At 42.9% G+C, this 19,797-nt stretch carries 17 protein-coding genes; 7 read left to right on the forward strand and 10 right to left on the reverse strand.

Going from position 1 to position 19,797, the window contains the following annotated elements; translation table 11 throughout:
- The first annotated feature begins 8 nt into the window (after positions 1-8).
- On the forward strand, positions 9-908 hold the full coding sequence (locus tag ACFQ3S_RS12890; RefSeq protein ID WP_377165033.1) for an alpha/beta hydrolase: 900 nt from the start codon (positions 9-11) through the stop codon (positions 906-908).
- A gap of 1,085 nt (positions 909-1,993) precedes the next feature.
- Here the strand turns inward: ACFQ3S_RS12890 and ACFQ3S_RS12895 are convergent.
- The 7 genes from ACFQ3S_RS12895 to ACFQ3S_RS12925 form a co-directional block, all read right to left on the reverse strand.
- Positions 1,994-2,431 (reverse strand): DUF1801 domain-containing protein, encoded by a 438-nt coding sequence (locus ACFQ3S_RS12895; protein ID WP_377165035.1) that lies wholly within the window; start codon positions 2,429-2,431, stop codon positions 1,994-1,996.
- Between the two features lie 10 nt (positions 2,432-2,441).
- Positions 2,442-2,912 carry a VOC family protein gene (locus ACFQ3S_RS12900; protein ID WP_377165037.1) on the reverse strand — a complete coding sequence of 157 codons (471 nt, stop codon included), beginning with the start codon at positions 2,910-2,912 and terminating at the stop codon, positions 2,442-2,444.
- Positions 2,913-2,983: 71 nt separating this feature from the next.
- Complete coding sequence (locus ACFQ3S_RS12905) at positions 2,984-3,838, reverse strand: AraC family transcriptional regulator (protein ID WP_377165039.1); 855 nt, start codon at positions 3,836-3,838, stop codon at positions 2,984-2,986.
- Between the two features lie 301 nt (positions 3,839-4,139).
- Positions 4,140-6,011 carry an outer membrane protein assembly factor BamB family protein gene (locus ACFQ3S_RS12910; RefSeq protein ID WP_377165041.1) on the reverse strand — a complete coding sequence of 624 codons (1,872 nt, stop codon included), beginning with the start codon at positions 6,009-6,011 and terminating at the stop codon, positions 4,140-4,142.
- 23 nt (positions 6,012-6,034) lie between these two features.
- Complete coding sequence (locus ACFQ3S_RS12915; protein ID WP_377165043.1) at positions 6,035-6,736, reverse strand: LytR/AlgR family response regulator transcription factor; 702 nt, start codon at positions 6,734-6,736, stop codon at positions 6,035-6,037.
- Positions 6,733-7,278, reverse strand: coding sequence for a sensor histidine kinase (locus ACFQ3S_RS12920; protein ID WP_377165362.1), 546 nt, complete (start codon positions 7,276-7,278; stop codon positions 6,733-6,735). Before ACFQ3S_RS12920 ends, ACFQ3S_RS12915 begins: the two co-directional genes overlap by 4 nt.
- Positions 7,224-7,442 carry a hypothetical protein gene (locus ACFQ3S_RS12925; RefSeq protein WP_377165045.1) on the reverse strand — a complete coding sequence of 73 codons (219 nt, stop codon included), beginning with the start codon at positions 7,440-7,442 and terminating at the stop codon, positions 7,224-7,226. The genes ACFQ3S_RS12920 and ACFQ3S_RS12925 overlap by 55 nt, the downstream gene beginning before the upstream one ends.
- Before the next feature lie 689 nt (positions 7,443-8,131).
- On the opposite strand from ACFQ3S_RS12925, the gene ACFQ3S_RS12930 reads away from it, so the two are divergent.
- From ACFQ3S_RS12930 to ACFQ3S_RS12955, 6 genes are all read left to right on the forward strand, one after another.
- On the forward strand, positions 8,132-8,656 hold the full coding sequence (locus tag ACFQ3S_RS12930) for a glycosyltransferase (RefSeq protein ID WP_377165047.1): 525 nt from the start codon (positions 8,132-8,134) through the stop codon (positions 8,654-8,656).
- Between the two features lie 7 nt (positions 8,657-8,663).
- The gene (locus ACFQ3S_RS12935) at positions 8,664-9,233 is read left to right on the forward strand and encodes a glycosyltransferase (RefSeq protein WP_377165364.1); all 570 of its coding nucleotides are present in this window, start codon (positions 8,664-8,666) and stop codon (positions 9,231-9,233) included.
- A gap of 8 nt (positions 9,234-9,241) precedes the next feature.
- Positions 9,242-10,060, forward strand: a complete 819-nt coding sequence (locus ACFQ3S_RS12940; RefSeq protein WP_377165049.1) for a glycosyltransferase — start codon at positions 9,242-9,244, stop codon at positions 10,058-10,060.
- A 387-nt stretch (positions 10,061-10,447) separates the two neighbouring features.
- Entirely contained in the window at positions 10,448-10,951 is a 504-nt protein-coding gene (locus ACFQ3S_RS12945; RefSeq protein ID WP_377165051.1) for a hypothetical protein, read from the forward strand.
- Between the two features lie 364 nt (positions 10,952-11,315).
- Positions 11,316-12,290, forward strand: a complete 975-nt coding sequence (locus ACFQ3S_RS12950; RefSeq protein WP_377165053.1) for a glycosyltransferase — start codon at positions 11,316-11,318, stop codon at positions 12,288-12,290.
- A gap of 45 nt (positions 12,291-12,335) precedes the next feature.
- The gene (locus ACFQ3S_RS12955; protein WP_377165055.1) at positions 12,336-13,169 is read left to right on the forward strand and encodes a glycosyltransferase family 2 protein; all 834 of its coding nucleotides are present in this window, start codon (positions 12,336-12,338) and stop codon (positions 13,167-13,169) included.
- Positions 13,170-13,196: 27 nt separating this feature from the next.
- On the opposite strand, the gene ACFQ3S_RS12960 is transcribed toward ACFQ3S_RS12955, so the two are convergent.
- Genes ACFQ3S_RS12960 through ACFQ3S_RS12970 form a run of 3 tightly spaced genes read right to left on the reverse strand, consistent with a single transcriptional unit; the run spans position 13,197 to position 19,297 of the window.
- Positions 13,197-14,525 carry an MFS transporter gene (locus ACFQ3S_RS12960; protein ID WP_377165057.1) on the reverse strand — a complete coding sequence of 443 codons (1,329 nt, stop codon included), beginning with the start codon at positions 14,523-14,525 and terminating at the stop codon, positions 13,197-13,199.
- Positions 14,526-14,549: 24 nt separating this feature from the next.
- Entirely contained in the window at positions 14,550-15,980 is a 1,431-nt protein-coding gene (locus ACFQ3S_RS12965; protein WP_377165059.1) for a SusD/RagB family nutrient-binding outer membrane lipoprotein, read from the reverse strand.
- A 32-nt stretch (positions 15,981-16,012) separates the two neighbouring features.
- Positions 16,013-19,297: a SusC/RagA family TonB-linked outer membrane protein gene (locus ACFQ3S_RS12970; protein ID WP_377165061.1), complete on the reverse strand. Its 3,285-nt coding sequence runs from the start codon at positions 19,295-19,297 to the stop codon at positions 16,013-16,015.
- Positions 19,298-19,797: the final 500 nt, after the last annotated feature.

The raw sequence follows: 19,797 nt of genomic DNA on the forward strand, positions 1-19,797 counted from the left end.
CGCCGAAAATGAAAACAAGATTGATCTTAACCGCATTACTGGTGATCACTGCTTTGCAGTTGATGGCTCAAAACGGCCCGCTTACACCGGCGGCTTTCCGCGTGATGATTGCCGATGGCGTGAAGGCGCTGCATATTAGCCCGCAACCTGTTGCTAAAGTAACCGATACTATCGTTACCGCTAATGATATTCAAACAGGCATCAGGATCTATCGCCCGAAATTATCAGGAAAGTTCCCGGTGATCTATTTCATTCATGGTGCAGCCTGGATAGCAGGCGACTTGGATACCCACGATAACATTTGCCGTTACCTGACTAACGCCTTGCAGACTGTGGTGGTAGCGGTGGATTACCGCCGCCCGCCCGAGCATAAATTTCCGGCAGCATTTAACGACAGCTATGCTATTTTTAAATGGGTGGGCAGCCATAATAAATTATTGAACGGTAACGGGAAACTTGCCGTTATTGGCGATAGTGCAGGCGGCGGCTTGGCAGCAGCCGTCTGCCTGCTTAATGCCTCAGAAAAAGCACCGGTGCCGGTGTTGGCTCAAGTGCTGATCAACCCGGCGCTTGACTTGTCGGAAAATTCTCCAACTTACCGTACCTACGGTATGTTTGTGGATTGGTACCTGAACGCGACCGATCGGAAAGATGATGTTCGGATATCGCCACTTTTAGCCAAAGACATGACCAAAACGCCACTCGCTATTATTGTCGTGGGCGAAACTGACCAGATCCGGGCAGATGGAGAAACTTATGCGCAGCGTATGACAGTAGCCGGAATAAAAACCAAGCTTTTCATCCAACCCCAAACAGGTCACCTGGCCACCCATTGGTGCGCCGCAGATCAGGTAGCTAAACCGGCCATAGATTTTGTGGTGAGCGAATTAAAAAAGACACTTTATTAAGATCAATATAATGAAAAGACTAAATTTTGTACTTTAGGGATTACTCTTTGTTCCCGCAATTTCTTTGGCTGATGTCAGGGCCTAATCAAAATAGAAAGGCCTAAAAAGGCGATCATCGTCAGAGCTAATGAAAGCCGTTTTGACGGTGAACAAAAAACGGTAAAAGATGCTATCGGGCGTTGCGTCGTGTCGGGGGCATATGCCGAAGGTGGGCTATTGATCGTTGCACCAGGGGACCAGACTTTTGCCTTCAAAGGTGGTCCACCCTCGCATACACAAATACCAGGACGAGGTGTTTTTTGTGGCCCAGGGTGAGTTCCTGTGCAGGTGGGCGAAGAAGTATATACGGTAAAGACAGGAAGATACCGTTATTATTCCGCGAGGGACGCCACATACCTACGCCAACCCAATGGAGAACAATCCTGGCAGCATTATCTCCATCCATCAACCCGCGGGTAAAAATGAAGCGTTTTTTAAGTTTTTATGTACTTACAAAAAATGCCCGACAAAGAAATGGACCCAACTTCGCCAATAGTGGGTCCGCCGGTAACGCTTAAATGAATTTTAATAAACAGGAAGTTTAAGGGCTTGAAATAGCTTATGATGTATTGAATTGTAATCTATATCAATTGAAGGATATTAAAGCGATTTACGTAAGCGCAAATAAAATTCAAAAGCGAGAATTTGTGAAGCAGGTGTTCGACAGCAATTTATACTACGAAAACGGTATCTATCGAACACCTGCAATGATACCGATAATGGAACGTAACTCATTGAAAATTAAGAAGAAATTCCTCCTTAAATTTCACAAAAAAAGGGATAACTTTTCAGTTATCCCTCACAGCGGAGAGTTAGGTTTGTGAACCTCCACTCTTATATGCTGGTAATCAGTAATTTACATTTTCAAAATTCCTTTACGCTACGAATAACGCAATAGCAAATAGACTCTAATTGTTAAGTCAAATATATAAATAATATTAAAAAAAATAAAGTCTATTTTCTTATCAGCGGGTCGGTTCGAGCCTAGTCTGGGACATATTTGGCGTGTGAAATCTTTATGTGGACAGCTTTTACTTGATGTATTTTTAATGGTACCTGCACGCACACTCGTGGTGTTCATTAAGGTAGGCGACGGTCGATGTGGCCATCGTTTCCAAGACGTTGATATTGATATCTGAAAGCTTCTTTACGTAAATGCATGCTTTGCCAATTTTGAATTTGCCCAGACTGTTCAAGATCTTTTCCTGCTCCGGTATTGGCGAATAGACATATAGCGAAAACTCTGCCTTTCGCGGCGAAAATCCCATTAATGGCATATCGCCTTCATGCCCGCTGGCATACTTATAGTGGTAACTTCCAAACCCGATAATACTTGTGCCCCACAATTTGGGGTCGAATCCCGACCATGCACTCATCAATTCTATCAGTCGGTAACTATCGGCTTTCTTTTGGTCGTTTTCGACATATGATTCAATAAAATCGGGTACGCTTACATTTGTTTCGGTTGTTTTTGTCTTTGCCATACTTTGCCTATTAATCTTTTGGCTCCCACAGTTGAATTTTGTTTCCTTCAGGGCTTAAAATATGAACAAATTTACCATATTCAAATGTTTCTATCTTATCAACGATGGTCACATTTTCCTTCCTAAGCTCTGCAACCAGTTGCTCCAGATCATCAACCCGGTAATTGATCATAAAATCCTTAGTCGAGGGCGCGAAATATTTTGTGTCGTTTGGAAAAGGGTTCCATTGGGTAAGCCCCTTTTTGTTACCGTCGCCTGCCTCACGCCACTCAAAACTGGTTCCATACGGTGTGGTGTCAAAACCGAGATGTAATTTATACCATTCGTTGATCGCTTTAGGGTCCTTGCACTTAAAAAATACACCCCCTATACCTGTTACTTTTTTCAATTTTTGTTTATTGTTGCTAATGATTGTGTTTACTGTAAAACCTGACAAAAAAGAAGCGGCTACAACTATGGTGAGCAATACTATTTTTTTCATTTTACTTATTTTTTTTATTTGAAATTATTTACCGCGTTAACAGGAATCCCGATGTCCAGATCGAAATGGCTCTAGTTGCATACATTTTCTTTGTCCAAAAACATCTCCAGTCCGGGTTGCGCTTCGCATTCATAATCTCTATTGATCAGCCAGTTATCAAACAAATAATTGATACCCGTTGCAACCAAATTAATGTCGCCTGATACTCTGGTAAAGGCATATTTGCATGCAGGCAGTGTAGTTATTTGTACCGGGCTGTCCGCACTCACCTTAAAATCTTTTGGCAACGTTATGCATGATTCATATCTGTACTTCTCTTTTGGAGTTACTTCCGGGTCGTCCTTGGACATGCCAAAAATAGTTTCCGACGGATACAGGCCTTCATCCTTTGACCAATGAATCAGTTTTGCAAATGCAGCGATCACTACGCGCTCCTTAAAAGCATCAGTCACCCTGATATATGCGATCCTCCTTTCCGGCAGTTGCTTAATCTGAACAGGAAAACGTTTTTCCAATTCATCCTGCGTCAAGTCACAATGATATTCAATTATTGGTTGTAAATCTTTGCGAATCTTGCTGTTTTTTATTTTTTCGCCTTTTCGATACTGACCCGGTGAAACGCCGAAATAGTGTTTAAATAAACGCGATAATGTTGCCGTAGAGGAAAAGCCGCATTCAGTTGCAATTTCAGCAATAGTTTTTTTGGAAAATCTAAGAAGACGGGCAGCTTTTTCATTGCGCATCCTATTGGTAAAATTATGAACGGTTTCACCCATCATAGCAACAAAGATCCGGTGAAAGTGAAAAGGCGAAAAAAATGCAACAGAAGCTAATTCCTCGAGGGAAACAGACCTGTCCAGATTATCGTTAAGGTGATCGATCACCTGATTTATTCTTCTTTTATAAATGTCAGTTGATCTGTTCATAGGTTATCATTCCGCAATATACTTATCAGTAAGGTAGAGCAAGCCCAAATTATAAGTTTAAAAGCAATTAATGGTTGCTTCTATTTTACACCAATAGAAAATTATATAGAATGTCCCCAGATTGGGCTCGAACCAATTAGAAGACGCCGGCGATTTGTTTTAAATCCTCAAGAAAGTGGTTCGAGGCCAATCTGGAATGATCTGTGAGTAATTACATATAGTATGCACAATCTGCACGTATATCGAAGCTTTTAAATTTAATGACCGAGACAGCGCGAATAGTTTCATATACAATTCTTAGCTATTTAAGCTTTTCCGTTTCAAAAGCTAACAATACATTCCCCGGCGTTTCCCCAAACATCCCATAGCCAGAATTAACAAATAACATCCCGCCTGCTACTACCGGGGCTGGGCCATCAATTGCGCCGCCTTTTCCTTTAAGTCCACTCGTTGTTTCGTATTCTTGTATGATATCGAAATCCCATAAGATCTTGCCGGAAGATGACGCATATGCCCTTATATGCCCATTTAGAGAACCGGCAAAAACGATCCCTGGAATAACCAAAGGTGCCGCTGAATTGAATGGTAAACAGAACTTACCGTCAGCGCATGCAGGTGATGCGGTATTCCAGATAATTTTACCAGTCTTAAGCGAAAGCGCGTAAATTCCCGGCGCAGGTTTTTGAACGGTGTCCGTGATGTCAAGCGCATAATAGTTATCTGCATTGGCAGCATATACATACTTACCATCGGTTGCCATCCCCCAATGGATCCCACCCAGTTTACCTCCCTTTCCTATGCGGGATTTCCAGATTAATTTACCACCGGGAGTTAGGGCAAACACAACCCCCGATTTTTGGCCTGCAAGCAATATATCCTGGTTGTTTGGTCCTTTGACCAAAATAGGGGCCATACCAAAGTCAAGGTCCTGGCCCTGTGTCTCCGGGCAGTTCACGTTCAGTGGGCAAGCTGAACTGTAGGTGTCGTTTCCTGTAGCCTGGAAATTCCAGACCAGTTTTCCTGTTTGCATATTAATAGCCTGTAAGGCATCGCTCGTTTTTGTAAATGGTTCCGAATAATTCTGCCCCGTTCCGATATAAAGCAATCCGCGTTTGGTATCTATAGTAGGGCTGCACCATACCGGTGCGCCCGACGGACCGAAAAACGGCTTCCCGTTCTTCTTTTTACCTGTTGGTATTGCCTTTGCTATGATCCTGTAAGTCCAGATGATGTTTCCCGTAGCCGCATTCAGCGCAACTACGCCGCCGGAAGAAGAGCAGCAGTCATAAGCATTGGCACCTGCGGCAGATACCTCTGCCGATGTAATAGGAACAAATATTTTTCCGTTATACGAAACTACCGATCCGGTATTAGCAGACTGCGGTTCGTAACCAGTCCTCTTGTTCCAGAGGAGTTTGCCGGTGGCAATATCTAAAGCATATACATTCGTGCTGTAATCAGAAAAGACTGCCATCATACCAGTGCCTTTTTTTATAATGCTGATCGCGCCCCGAACGGGTGCGCTTGCTGCGAATTCCCAGCCTATTTTCCCGCTATTTTTATTGATGGCATAAACATTCCCAAACTGACTGCCTACTATAAGCCATTCACCCGCAACTGCCGGTTTGCTGTGAATTATTGTGCCATCTGGAAATGCAAATGCCCATTTTAACTTTAAGGTAGCCACATTTTTTAAGGAGATCCCTGCTTGTGCAGTGCTTCTGAACCCGGTTCCTTCCAGGTTATTCCCCCATCCGGAGTGGTCGGTCAGAGGCTTGTTTTTTACCATCGAAAACGGAGTATAGGCTTCTTTTGGCAATACTGTGTTTTTTAGCACTGTTTTAGTGATATATTTAGCTACTTTCCTGCGTTCATCTTCAGATAGGGCAGCGCCCTGCTGGCGCATTTTACCTGTATTAAGAGATGCAAATATGGCCCTTGGTGACATATTGGACATGACTGATAATCCGGGAGCCAATGATTGAATTGATCCTGTATGGCAAGATGCACAGATGTTTGTAAATATTCTTTTGCCCGTGGTGTCCGCTGGGTTGCGGGATGCCATATCCGCTTTATTGCTCCCTCCAAAAACCTTGCAATAACTTGTTGTAACAAAAAAGGTGACAAGCGAGGCTATAAGGAGCAGTTTGTGAATCAATTTATTAATTTTCATAATTAGCTTTTTAAATGTCTTAACTATTTTTTATTCAAGATCTTTTGTAACGCAATCTCTTTTTGTTCGCGGCTTAATGGGATCAGCTTACCATCAATTTCTACTGAACTTCCTTTGATGCTGGTTACCTTGTTTAGGGCTATAGTAAATGATCTGTGTATCCTTAAAAACCGCTCAGCAGGCAATTCATCAGTAATTGCGGCTAACGACTGGTAAGAGACCCATTCCGATGTCGCAGTTTTCAGCCTGATATGATCTTTTAAACTTTCTATATATAATATTTCGTCTATAAAGACTTTCACATGGTTCTTTTCAGTTTTCAAAAAGATATATTCATCCTGTTTCTTTCCTTCTGAGGGTATTGCAGGTTTTAGGATCTTTACCGCCCTTTCAAATGCCTTCAAAAAACGTGGAAACGGGATCGGTTTCAAGAGGTAATCAATCGCTTCAAAATCAAAACCTTCTACCGCGTACTCACGGTACGCCGTTGTAATAATTATAGCCGGTGGTTTACTAATCGTTTTAAGAAAATCGAGACCATTAAGAACCGGCATCTCTATATCCAAAAAAATGATGTCAAAGTCCGATTCGCCCATTAATTTAAAGGCCTCTAAAGCGTTCCCGCAACTTGTAATACAAACGTTTTGTATCCGCTTCAGGTAATGATCAATCACATCTATAGCCAGGGGCTCATCATCTACAATAAGGCACTTTATATTATTCATACTGGGAATTTTAAGTTAACAGCATAACGCCCGTTTTGCTGGCTTGTCTCCAATTCGTACCGGTCAGCAAACAAAAGACTTAGTCTTCTTTTAGCGTTTTTTATCCCGATGCCTCCAATGGATTTGTTCTCATCATTGGGCATGACCGAGTTGTCGACTTCGAACCATAAATAATTATCGCTTATTTTTATGCAGATTGATATTTTAATTTTATCAATAAAATTTTTAACCCCGTGTTTGAAGCTGTTCTCTACAAAAAGGATCAATATGAGCGGCGGAATTTTTATGTCACCTATCTCGCCCTCAATGAGGAATTCTACCGATAACCGTTTGCCAAATCGAAGCTTTTCAAGTTCAACGTAGTTTTGCAGATAATTAATCTCGTCCTCCAGTAAGACTGTTGGTGTATTGGACTGATACAACATATAGCTCATCAACTCCGAAAGTTTCAATACAATATCGGGCGCTTTATCAGACTTTTGAAGTGTTAAAGAATATAGATTATTAAGTGTATTGAAAAAAAATGTGGCTGGATTTGTGATTTTAAAAAATTAAGTTCAGTCTCCAAATACTGTTTTTCTTTGTCCTTGATCCATTGTTTACTGACAAGCCAATCCTTTGCTAACTTTCCAGAAGCGGTAATGACAACCAAGTAAAAGCGCTCATAGATAGCCCCAAATAAACCGGCAAAACTAAATCCTGGCATAGTGGCGAACAAATTCGAACCATTATTTGCGTAAACCTGTTTTAACCCGATATTAAAGCATGAAAAAATTAATATTGAAAGTATTAGTAACAGAACATAATAAAAATATTGATGAGCCGCCAGAAAGCGCGGTATTAAAAAGTATAAGTTAAGGTATACAAGTGCAATGTCTATCGGAAAAAATAGCAGCAGCTTTAGGTAAAAGTTATAATCTGTTATACGGTATATCCCAAATACTACTATCAAACAATAAAGATTAAAGTAAGTCAGCCAAAAAAATATATGGTAGGACAACCTGGTTTTCAGTTGATTCTTCGATGGATTACTGAACATTTTCGTTTAGCATCTTAATTGGTTTAATAATTTTAACCAAATTAATCATTAATTTTCAAGCAGTTAACTTTATGCGTCAACAGCATCTTTTCAGCCACGAACTACAATAATCCTCCCCCCACATCAAATAGGGTAAGGCATCAAGAATTTCAAAAGATATTATCTTGTGGTAGGAATCGTCATTACCCTACTCAAAAACTATTTTTACAAATCAGATAAACATTTCTACCTTTTATTTTTTTATATGTAATTAGTCAATTATATTGAAATGCCACGAACATAACTCTTGATGAGCATCTGTATGTAACCTTTTATACGGACAGAATACTAAATATACAGAGCGGTTCTTTTTTATTATGAATATTTTACTTGTGTCAGGTCCCGGCATATCACTAAAAGAGCCTTATGACAGCGGTATAGAAGCGTTTATAGTTTCATTTGCCAACGAACTTGTTGATGAAGGGCATGATGTATATGTTGTTGCGGAAGACGCGGAAACTAACGCTAACTTCACCATCGTAAACCCGTTTACTGCATTTACTAATGGAATACCTGGATTTTTTAAACGTTCTATAGAAAAGCGTCAGTTCAAAAATTTAGATGTCAATTCATATGATGTCATTCACTACAATATGTTCTACCCGCATCTGTTAAAGGCAGGATCGCATTTCAATAAAACTTCGTTTCTTACGCTACACTCACCGGCTGACAAAAAACGAATAGTTGCGTATAGAAAACTTTCCCGGCGAAGCAATATGATGTTCGTAGCGATTTCAGAACGGGTCAAACGTCAATGGGATCGAGCGCTTGGAATAGATATGCCGCTCATTTGCAATGGTATAAATATGGATCTATGGTCCAAAAAGGTCAAAGGACCGTGAGTATCTGCTGTGGTCGGCACGAATAAATGAAGAAAAAAATGTCGCAGCGGCCATTTGCGTGGCAAAGCATCTGCAACTGCCGTTGAAGATCGCTGGCAGAATTGCTGACCAATATTATTTTGATAAGAATGTTAAACCGCATCTCAACAGTCAAATTCAATATGTTGGGCACGTAACGCAGCGCGAACTGAGCAGCTTAGCGAAAAAAGCATCAGCTTATCTCGCAACGGCTACATGGCAAGAGCCGTTTGGTTTGGCAGCCTTGGAGATGTTGGCGAGCGGCGTACCTGTTGTTGGCTTTAGTACCGCCGTTCCACCCGATTGGGAGCATGAAGGCGTATTGACAACCGCATCTCTCCGTTGGCAAGACTTGGTAGAGTTAGTTAGAAAAAGTAATGTGATTGGTCCGGATACTTGTGCAGCATTTGCATCGAACATGAATATACAAAATATGACTTCGAACTACATAAAGCTATATAGAGAAGCATTGCTGCCCCAAGTTATTGGTGAAGAAGCTATGCTTGCAGACGACCGCGTGTTTCAAGTAGTCTCTCAACACCCGCAAACATTAAAATAAGCTGGCATATGAAGATTGCTGTTATAGCCAAAACCAGACTACCAATAGTTGAGCCATTTCGGGGGGGCTTAGAAGCGTTCACCCACGCTTTATGTGCAGCGTACATACGTCTTGGCCACCAAGTCACTTTGTATGCACATGCAGATAGTGACCCGGAACTGAATGTAATAGGTTTTTATGAGGATGAGCATCGGGAAGACAAGCATTTCGAAATATATGAGAACGATGAATATCTCTCGATACTGGAAGACATTGAACAAAATAATTTCGATGTCGTTCACAATAATTCGACGCATGAGCTGCCGATACTATGGGGTGTTAAGGTTTCAATTCCAGTGGTCACAACCGTACATACGCCACCAACCAGCAAGTTAAAAGCAGCAATCAAGATCTGCTCGGGTTCCGAAAATCTCCATTTCGTTTTGCCCTCAAAGTCATTCCAAGCTACGTGGCAGCCGTATATAGATAACGGGTCAATAGTTATTCATAATGGAGTTGACCTGGTTGAGTGGCCGGTTGTACGCACAAATCGCCACTATCTTTTTTGGTTTGGAAGGATAGTGCATGCTAAAGGTCTGGACATTGTAATAGACGCCGCCCACGAAATAAATATGCCGTTGAAGTTTGCCGGTCCACTCGACGATGAGAAATATTTTGATGAACAGATCAAGCCTCGTATGACGGAAAACGATACATACCTTGGTCATTTAAAACAATCTGAGGTACACTTGCATATGAAAGGTGCAGCCGCTATGGTAAATGCCGTGCGCTGGGAAGAACCGTTTGGTCTCACCAACCTTGAAGCCATGTCATCGGGGTGCCGGTAGCCGGGTTTGACTGCGGTGCTTTTCTCGAATTGGTAGATGTTGAGAGCGGAGTTGTTGCGGAGCAAAAAAACGTGAAATTTCTTGCAAAAGCGATTGCAGCTGCAATACCACTGGATAGCGACAAAGTAAGGCGCCATGCAGAAGCATTTTCTTTGAGAACGATGGCAATGCGCTATGTAAATTATTTTGAAAAGGTGATATGAAGATACTCATAGTTGCCGGACCATTCATCTCGCTCCGTGAGCCATATAATGGAGGTACGGAAGTATTTATCGTGGAGCACGCAAACGAATTAGTGCGCCTGGGGCATACAGTCGATGTGATAGCAAAAGACGCGGATGAAAAAAATCTGTTTCAGTTATTGAATTTCACGAGAGTCCGTTCAGTATGAAAGATGATTCGTACCGGCCATGTCCGGAATGGCTTGGACAGCAGCACTATCAAACGCTACAGTATGGAATGTTCGACGTAAGTCGATACGACGTCATCCACTACAATTCATTCATACCAGAGATCTATGCAGTCGGCGCTCTCTTTAAAACACCAAGCTTACTGACCTTACATCTGCCGCCAATGGAAAAATTTGTACTGATTTATAAATTTTTTATGAAACATGCGCCTGTATTACCTATCAGTGTTTCGGGCCGAATGAGCGAACAATGGAAGCCATTTATAGGCAAAGAGGTGGCCGCGATTTTAATTGGAACGTCACTCCAAAAGTGGAAGTTACACGCACGAAATGCTGACGGGTATTTATTATGGAGCGGGCGTATTACAAAAGAGAAGAATGTTGAAGCCGCTATAAATCTGGCCAATCATTTAAAAAAACCGCTTAAGATCGTGGGTGCTATCTTCGACGATATATATTTCCGCGACCATGTTCAGCCATAGCTAAATGAACATATCGAATACATCTCCCATGTTACTCAGCAGCAATTGAGTGAAATTGTGGCAGGCGCTTCGGTATTTTTGGCTACCGCTACCTAGGAAGAGCCTTTTGGTAAGAGCACGGTGGAGATGCTTGCAAGCGGTTTACCCGTCATTGGGTTTAATACGGCCATACCGCCGGAGTTGCGCAACGAAAATTATCTATAGCAGTTGATTCACATGACTGGCAGGATCTAATAAAGCCATTAGAAATCGCTAAGAAATCGGAGCCAGAAGCATGTAGAAACTTTGCAGCCTCCTTCGATATGGCTAAAACATCAGCGGCTTATGTAAAGGTCTATGAACGCATAGCGAAAACGGTTGAGCAATGACGAAGTCGACGATATTCTATTTTGTACATGCGCACGGCAACGGACATAGGGCAACATTCAATTTGTTGTATCCTGCCTTATCGGTCTTTTTTAAGGTTATAGCGATAACAACTAACACGGAGATAACCGGGTATTTGCATCAAAAGCACGACGTTCAAGTGCTGGAGCTTCCGCCAAAGTATCCGGTTGGCTATGAGATACCACCTCATACCTTTTCAAAGGCTTTTGAAGTTACGCCTTATGCAATAGAGCCTGCGGAGCGGGCAAAAGCGCTGGTTGATGCGATAGTGCGCTATAAACCAAAAGCTTTATACTGCGACGGTGTTCCTGAGTTGGCGATCATGGTTCGAAGCATGGGCGTACCGGTAGTTTTAGTTCACCTGCCAGGAAATATTATGAACGATTCGACACAGGTCTTTGCTCATGAACTGGCAGATTATATTGTAGCTCATTTTCCTTCTTATCTGGAACAAGCGAACTATCAGTTTGCACCCAAAACATACTGTAGCGGATATATCTCACAGTATGCAGGCCATGGTTTGAAGCGAAGCAACCGTTCAGATATTAATAACGTAACGATCTTGTTGGGCTATGATAATTACAATGTATCAGTGCTTAAAAATATAACGAAAAATCAGAAAACACAGTTTACCATTGTCGGTAATAGGCAAGATTATGATTTAGGTAAAAATTGTACACTACTGGGTCCAGTTAAAGACGTCAGTAGAGCTGTTGTTGGAGAAGTAGTGATTTCTGCAGCCGACCAAAGCACAATCGCAGAACTTTTGTCGCTTGGTAAACGATTGATCCTGCTTCCGGAGCGCAGACCGTATGACGAGCAAATGGTACATGCAAAGGTATTAGCTGATCAAAATATTGCGCTGTTAGCGCAAGAATCGCTCAGCGCTGAGCAGTGGCAAAACTTGCTGAAAAAAGCAAAGTGTTTACACCATTTCACAAAGATTTGGTGAATGCGTCAGCACCTGAAGATATAGCCCAAAAAATGAGAAACTGGTATGCCTGAATTCAGTATTGTAACGATTGTTAAGGGAAGGCGAAAACAATTAGCTAATCTTCTTGACTCTATAAAAGCATCTACGATTCTTCCCTATGATATACATGTCGTTTGTATGGACGACCTGGACGAAATAGCAACTCCGGATGGTTTGAATGTGAATGTCCATTTGGTTAACGACATTCATGAATTGCCATTGGCTACAGCGCGAAATTGGGGAATAGCCGCTACACAAACCGATAACGTCATTTTTATAGATGTAGACTGCATCGTATCGCCAACACTGTTTGAAAATTTGCTGATGAGTTTGCAAGCGGATAATATAATCGCAGCTTATCCTTTGTATCTGCCGGTAGTGCCAAACACAGGCAATTATGGTGAGCTAAAGCATAAAGCAATAACGCACCCTGCCCGGGAGCGTATACCGGCCGGGCAGCCGGTTCAACATTTGCAATTCTGGTCTTTGATGTTTGCTATTCAAAAGCAAACGTTTGAAAAAATTGGCGGTTCTGATGAATCCTTTAAAGGGTATGGCGCCGAAGATACGGATTTTGCCATGTCGTTTCAAAAAATGGGAGTTAGGCTGATCTTTGTACTCGATTACATATTACACCAATATCATGATAAGCACGATCCACCGTTAAACCATTTTGATTCGATTATTGAGAACGCTACGCGTTACCGGCAAAAATGGGATGTTTTGCCTATGCAACGCTGGTTGAAAGCATTTGAAGAAATGGGCTTAATAAAAATCGATCAGGCAGGTAACATCACTGTCACTCAAAAACCTACTGAAATTCAGCTAAAAAACAGTGTTTCGCCCTATCCGTATTGACCCGTTATATAATTACCTAAATAGAATTCATTCGTTCCGAATCTTATTACAATCTTCTAATCCCTCTATCTGCTGTTCTAATTTTTCGATGTTTAATGCGCGGAGGTTAATGGCGCATATTACCATCATGATAGCGAAGAAAATAAAGGATATTTCCCAACTGAAGTTATTTTTCACAGGGCTGATCAACGCTGCACCCACCATAGAACCTACCGCACCAATAGTCATGTAAAACGTAAACTGACTAGCGGAGACCCGCTTTGAGCAGCACTGCATGGCAATGGCAAACACCCCGATCTTGGCAAAAGCATTTACCCAGCGATAAACTACAATATAGCTGTATAGATAGGTAGTATTTGTCCAGTAAAGCTTTAGGAAACTTAATAGCAATGCCTGAGCGCAGATGAAGGAAAAATAAATATAGATCATGCGTTTCATGCCAAAGCGCTCGAGGAGCCAGCCGCCCAGCAGGATACCTGCAATGCCGCCGGTCAGGTCGGCTACAGCAAAAGCATTGGAGTAATAGATGTGCGTCCAGCCGGTAACTTTTACCGCAAAGATGGGCAACAGCTTTTCAAAGTAATTATATGATCCCTGCGACAGAAACAGTAGTAAGGCCAGTAGAAAAGCATTCTTTAGGCTAAAGGCGGCATATAAGGAACGATACATCTCAATCCAGCTATTGACCTGAATTTCATTATTGCTTTTTGTAGCCTGACCCTCCGACCAGGGAAATAACCGCTCTTCCTGATGCTCCCTGATGAGTATCGGTACCAACGTAATTAACCCTACCATAATACCAATGGCAGCTGTGGAAACGAAGAAATTGTACCGTTCCAGTAGCCAGGTGCTCAGCGCCAGTGCGAAGGAACTGCCGATCATTCGCGCACCGCCCATAAAAGCGTTCGCACGGGCTTGTTCCTCTGGAGGTATATTATCTACTGCTAAACCATCGGTGGCGGCATCCTGGGCAGCCCCGAAGATAGATACGAAAAACCCACCGGCGATTAATAAGGACAGATGATTTAAGGGATCTTTTATAGAAGCCATGACCAGCAAACTTAAAAACAGACCCGTTTGGCATATAATTACCCAAGGTCGCTTTCGCCCCATGGGCAGAAAGGTATACCGGTCCATCATCGGAGCAATGAAAAATTTGAACGTCCAGGGCATGGCACAGGCCACGTCGAAGGCGCCGATCTCCGTAACCGTTTTGTTGTTCATCGCCATCCAGGCTGGGATACCGATAAATAAAATACCCATTGGTAACCCTTCGGCAAAATAAAGAGCAATAAAGGTAAAATATCTTATCCCACTACGTTCCGACAAAGAAGATACCCGACTATTTAATTTCATAAGCAGTAGCTAAATATTTTCATATTAAGGAAACACAGGAAGTTTGGTAAACTGATTGGCAAGCGGTTTGGGTACATTCGGATTGGTATTAATTTCAACCTGCGGGTAAATGAACCGTTGCGGCTTTTGCGAACCTGCATATAATGGGATAGGCAATTGCACCACAGGAATAGCGACGGCCAGGCGGCGGTAATCGTTGAATGCCTCGTACTGCATCAGGAAACAGATATACCGCTGCGAAATAATTTCATACAGCATAGCAACCTGAACGTTAATAGTACTGGTACTGTTGGCTAATCCGGCAGGGCCAAAATCAGCCAGTGTGTAGGCATCATACTTGCGGCCAGCGCTGCCAAACGTACGGCCGTTGAATATGCCGCTATTTAGTCTTGCTCTTACAGTATTGAGTGCGCTCAAAGCTTCATTGTATTTCCCCAACCTTGCTTGGGCTTCTGCCAAAATCAGCTGGTTTTCATAATAGGTGAGAATCGGCTGCGATGCACTGGCTATAAAGGCACCATCAACTGTATTGCCATCAAGGCTGTTAGTGGCTGTAATGCCTGATTTAAAGAAGTAATTGTACAGCGCAGTTTCGTCCGTCTTGGTATTAATAGACCGGATGCGGGATTGCATCAGTTTAGGCAAGTAAGCCCCATCGAATCCTGCATCTCCAATACGCGATACGGCAAAGAAATCATAGTTCTGGTTAATATCCACACCTATACCTGTACCATGAGGTATCAATGCATCAGCATCCGTACCGGCAATACCCTGCTGTGCATATCTCACAGCTTGCACATAATTGCCGGTATGCAGGTATAATCGTGCTTTCAAGGTGTTCGCCGCAGCTTTCCACTTTTTTACATCACCTTTGTAAATAAAATCCTTGGTTGGATAAGCAGAGCCTGTGGATGCAGAAAGATTGGCAACAGCATTATCCAGCGTAGTTTGCAGCGCAGCATACACGTCCAACTGTTTATCAAAAACAGGGGTAGGGTATCGGGTTGCATCAAAAGCCTGACTATAGGGTACATCACCGTATAAGGCAGTGGCTTTGGCTATAACTAATGCCTCCAGCACTTGGCCAATGCCTTTGCCCCAGGCATTACCTATTGAGTCTGCTTTTAATTGCATTAGCCGTGCCTGTCCGGCTACCGGATACAACGGGCTCCAGGTAAAGTTCTGGGCCGACACAATGTATTGAGCGTAACCCAGATGTGCACGGGCTAATCCGTTCAGCTCTCCGGCCCAAATAGAGGCAATGCGTACATCAGTATCCTCGTGCAGCAGCCCTACGCCTAATAAAGTGCCACCCATCAGCGTGGGCAGGTCAACATTGGTAACTGCATTGGGATTGTTGTTGATGTCCGGATTATCAAATAGTTTTTTGCAGCTGCTTAGTACGCCAACGGTGAAAGCGGCACAAAGCATCATGACTGTAGTTAAATTCTTCATATATAATGGTGAGAATGCAGATCGAAATGTGATTAATATCTGATTTGTATAGAAAATAATAGAGACCGGGTATTAGGGTTGTTGAACCAATCCTGCCCGCGTGACAGGCCCGCGCCGGTTACATTGGTTTCCGGGTCAACGCCGGTGTATTTCGTCCACAGCATCAGGTTCCTTCCCGTAATGCTGAAATCTACAGCAGAAAGATGTGTCAACTGCTGAAAAGCAGGTGAGTTCAACGTATAGGTGAGGGTAACCTCGCGCAGGCGGGTGGCGCTGGCGTCTTCTACAAACTGCTTGTAGGACGCGGTATTGCTGGCTGAGCCGCGGCCCAGCCACCAAGCTTGGTTAATAGCTACCGGACCGGCCCCAAAATCGGTAATATAGCCCTGGAAGGAGGTGCCTGATGGAATAAGTGTACCGTTCACATCTCGTACGCCTCCGGCAGGTGAAATAGCTGTTTGGCCTTGATCACCATGGGTACCAATGCTGTACAATGAACCGCGCGTTCCGTTAAATACAGCGTTACCGGCTACCCGGCTGAACAGTACATATAGCGACAGTTTTTTATAAGATAATGTAGTACCCAAGCCGCCCTGCCATTTTGGATTGGGGTTACCCACAATTTCGTTGCTGATACCCGGCTGAGGAAAGCCATTTTTATCCAAAATATACTTGCCCGATCCATCTTTCAGAAAATCGGTAGAATAAAACACACCAAAAGCCTGACCGGGTATGAGAGAGGCCAGTTGCAAAAATGCATCAGGTAAGGTGTACACCGTGGCACCGGCCAAAGAGTTCACCTTATTGCGATTGGCTGAAAAGTTAGCCGATATATTCCACCTAAAGGCGTTATGATTTATGATATCGGCTCCGGCATCCAGTTCGATACCTTTGTTGGATAACTCAGCAGCGTTAGTATTCCTAACGGTGAAGCCGGTCTCGTTAGGTACATTAAGGGACAGAATAGCATCTTTTGTTTTATTGGCGTACACGGTAGCTGAAAAAGTTACCCGGCTTTTGAACATCCGCAGATCAAGGCCCAGTTCGGTTTCAGTTTTACGCTCAGGCTTCAGATAATCATTACCTTGAACAAGGCTGCGGCTATAGCCGCCGCCATAAAGCGCACTGGTAGATGCCAAGCCGCGGGTAAAAGTATCGCCGTACACCGCAGGGCTGAATACAGTGAAATTTTGATAGGGTTGCGGCTGAATACCCACCTGCCCCCAGGTGACGCGAAGCTTTGCAAAATCAAGAAAAGTAAGCCGATCAAATGCTTTCAGTTTAGTTAACTGCCATGCCAGCGCTGCCGACGGGAAGAAAAAGCTGCTGCTGGTTCTGTTCCCGAAGGTAGAAGCGCTTTCATCACGACCAGTAAGCGTAAGATAGAACATATCGAGCGCCTCCAGGTCTGTTTGCAAATAGTAAGCGTAAGTTCTGATGAGTGAAGTGCTGTTTCCGGCAACCAAATTCGAGTTCAGGGCATTGGTTAATATATCCGGTGCCGTAGGTACAATTAAATTTGAGATAGCATCCGAGCGTGTGCTGCGGCGCCTGTTGTTATAATTAAAACCTACCAGCAATGTACCCTTAAACCGGTCGCTCCAGGCTTTATTAGCGCTTGCAAAAACATCGGTATTAAACTGCTTTTCCGTTAGCAGGTTTTTAGACAAATAACCATTCAGAAAGGTAGCCGAGTTACGTGCAAAGCGCTCTGTACGGTCATCACTAAAATTATCAATACCCGTCCGTCCGGTTATATTTAGCCAGTTGGCCGGCGTAATATTTAATTCCAGTGTTCCGGTAATTCGGTCTACATCACTGCTGTTGCGGTTGTTGTATAAGTTCCAGATCGGGTTGGCGTATATCGTTCCTAAATCCTTTCCCAAGGGATTGCGATATGATACATGCGCATTTTGGAATGTTTCGCCTGTGGTGTTGGTATAAGTTCCGGTGTAATAACGGTTATCAAAATCGGCCGGGGTACGGGTAGCACCTAGCATCAGTCCGTCTACGTTATCGCCTTCCTGATTACGCTGAGAATTGATTTTGGCATAACCGATATTTGCAGACCCGCGCAGCCATTTGTTGAATTGTGTGGCAGCATTGATGCGGGCATTGTTGCGCACATACCGGCTAAGTGCTTTAGCGATGCCATTTTGGGTGAGGTTTCCATAGCTCATGAGAAAGGTAGACTTACTATCGCCTCCGCTCAAGGTCAAATTGTTCTCCCAAAAGTGGCCGGTTTGAAATATATCCTTGTAATGATCATACGTATCTGTTGAGTTTTTACCACCGTGCGGATTAGCCGCAGTACCCGAAGCTATCGCGTACCGCTGCGAACCATCAGGAAACGTAACATATCCCTGATAGCCTGCAGCGCCAGGCGCAGTGATGTAAGTATCGCCTCCATCACCACGTGAAGCGATCAGATCCCCGAAACTTACTTTATTGCCCTGGTTATACAAGCCACCTGAACCTTGTCCATAGGTGGACTGCAATGGCGGCAATTTATTCACCCGGTCAAATGAAACGGTAGATTTATAGGTGATGTTCAATTTCCCATTGGTGTTTCTGCCGCGTTTGGTCTTGATAATGATGACGCCGTTAGCAGCCCGTGTGCCCCACAGGGCTGCGGCCGAAGCACCCTTCAGCACCTCCATACTCTCAATATCTTCGGGATTGATATCATTAATGCGTGATTGCTGTACAATACCATTTGCTGCTGCCGCACCCAGGTTGTCATTAGAATTGCTTACCGGCATACCATCTATAATAAACAGCGGCTGCGCGTTGCCATTAATAGTATTTTGCCCGCGTACTTGTATGTAACCGCCCGAACCGGGATCGCCACCATTGCGTGTTATCAAAACGCCGGAGAGTTTGTTGCTCATTCCTAATAACAAATTGGCCTCCCCACTTTGCGCTACGCTTTTACCTTTCACTGTGGAAACAGAAGAAGCGAACTTATCACGCTGCGTTTCAATACCCAAGGCGTTAACAATCACCTCATTCAACTGACGGGAATCAGGCTTTAGCTGAACATTAATTATGTTTTGAGCACCAATAATTGACTCGGCGGCTTGCATACCTACTTGTGAGAATACCAGCACGCTTGTGCTGGAGGGAACATTTAATGAATACCGTCCCTCAGTATCGGTTATGGTACCAATAGTGGTTCCTTTTACCTTGACGGAAACACCAGTCAGTATAGCACTGGTTTCACTTTCTGTAACTTTTCCGGTTACCATTTTGCTTTGTGCGGAGAGCTTTGAGAATGAAAAGAGGGCTACAATACCTATTAGTAAAGCTTTAGTCATAAATTGTGATTAGATGTATATAAATATAGATAAATGTTTTTTCAGTGCATATTATTAATAAAGCTTTGGATGCATTTGGCTATAATAGAAAATGAAAAATCATTGAACATAGATAATTTAATTTGAAATTGACTTATTGACTCCACTATCAACAAAAAATAAACTTATACTTTAAATTAGTTTGCAACGTAAAATCCTTTACCGGAAACTCGTCTACGAAGAGGACGATAAAATTCTTTCTTAAAGCATTAAATCTGCTAATACGATCTGAACTTTAATATTGTAAGATAAATAAGCATACGCGCATTGCGAAAATTTGTGTTGGGACAAATATAGTAATCATATATTACAATAAAGTAATAAATGATTAATTGTTTTTGTTTTATTATGCGGAGGGAAGTGCGTGGCTATCTTATTATTTAAGTAAGTAATAAGATAATAAACTTGGAAGTCAAATTTACCTTATAAAAATCGGCTTAGCAAACTTTATATAAGTAAAG

The sequence above is a fragment of the Mucilaginibacter terrae genome, from assembly GCF_042679325.1.
GTDB classification, from domain to species: domain Bacteria; phylum Bacteroidota; class Bacteroidia; order Sphingobacteriales; family Sphingobacteriaceae; genus Mucilaginibacter; species Mucilaginibacter terrae.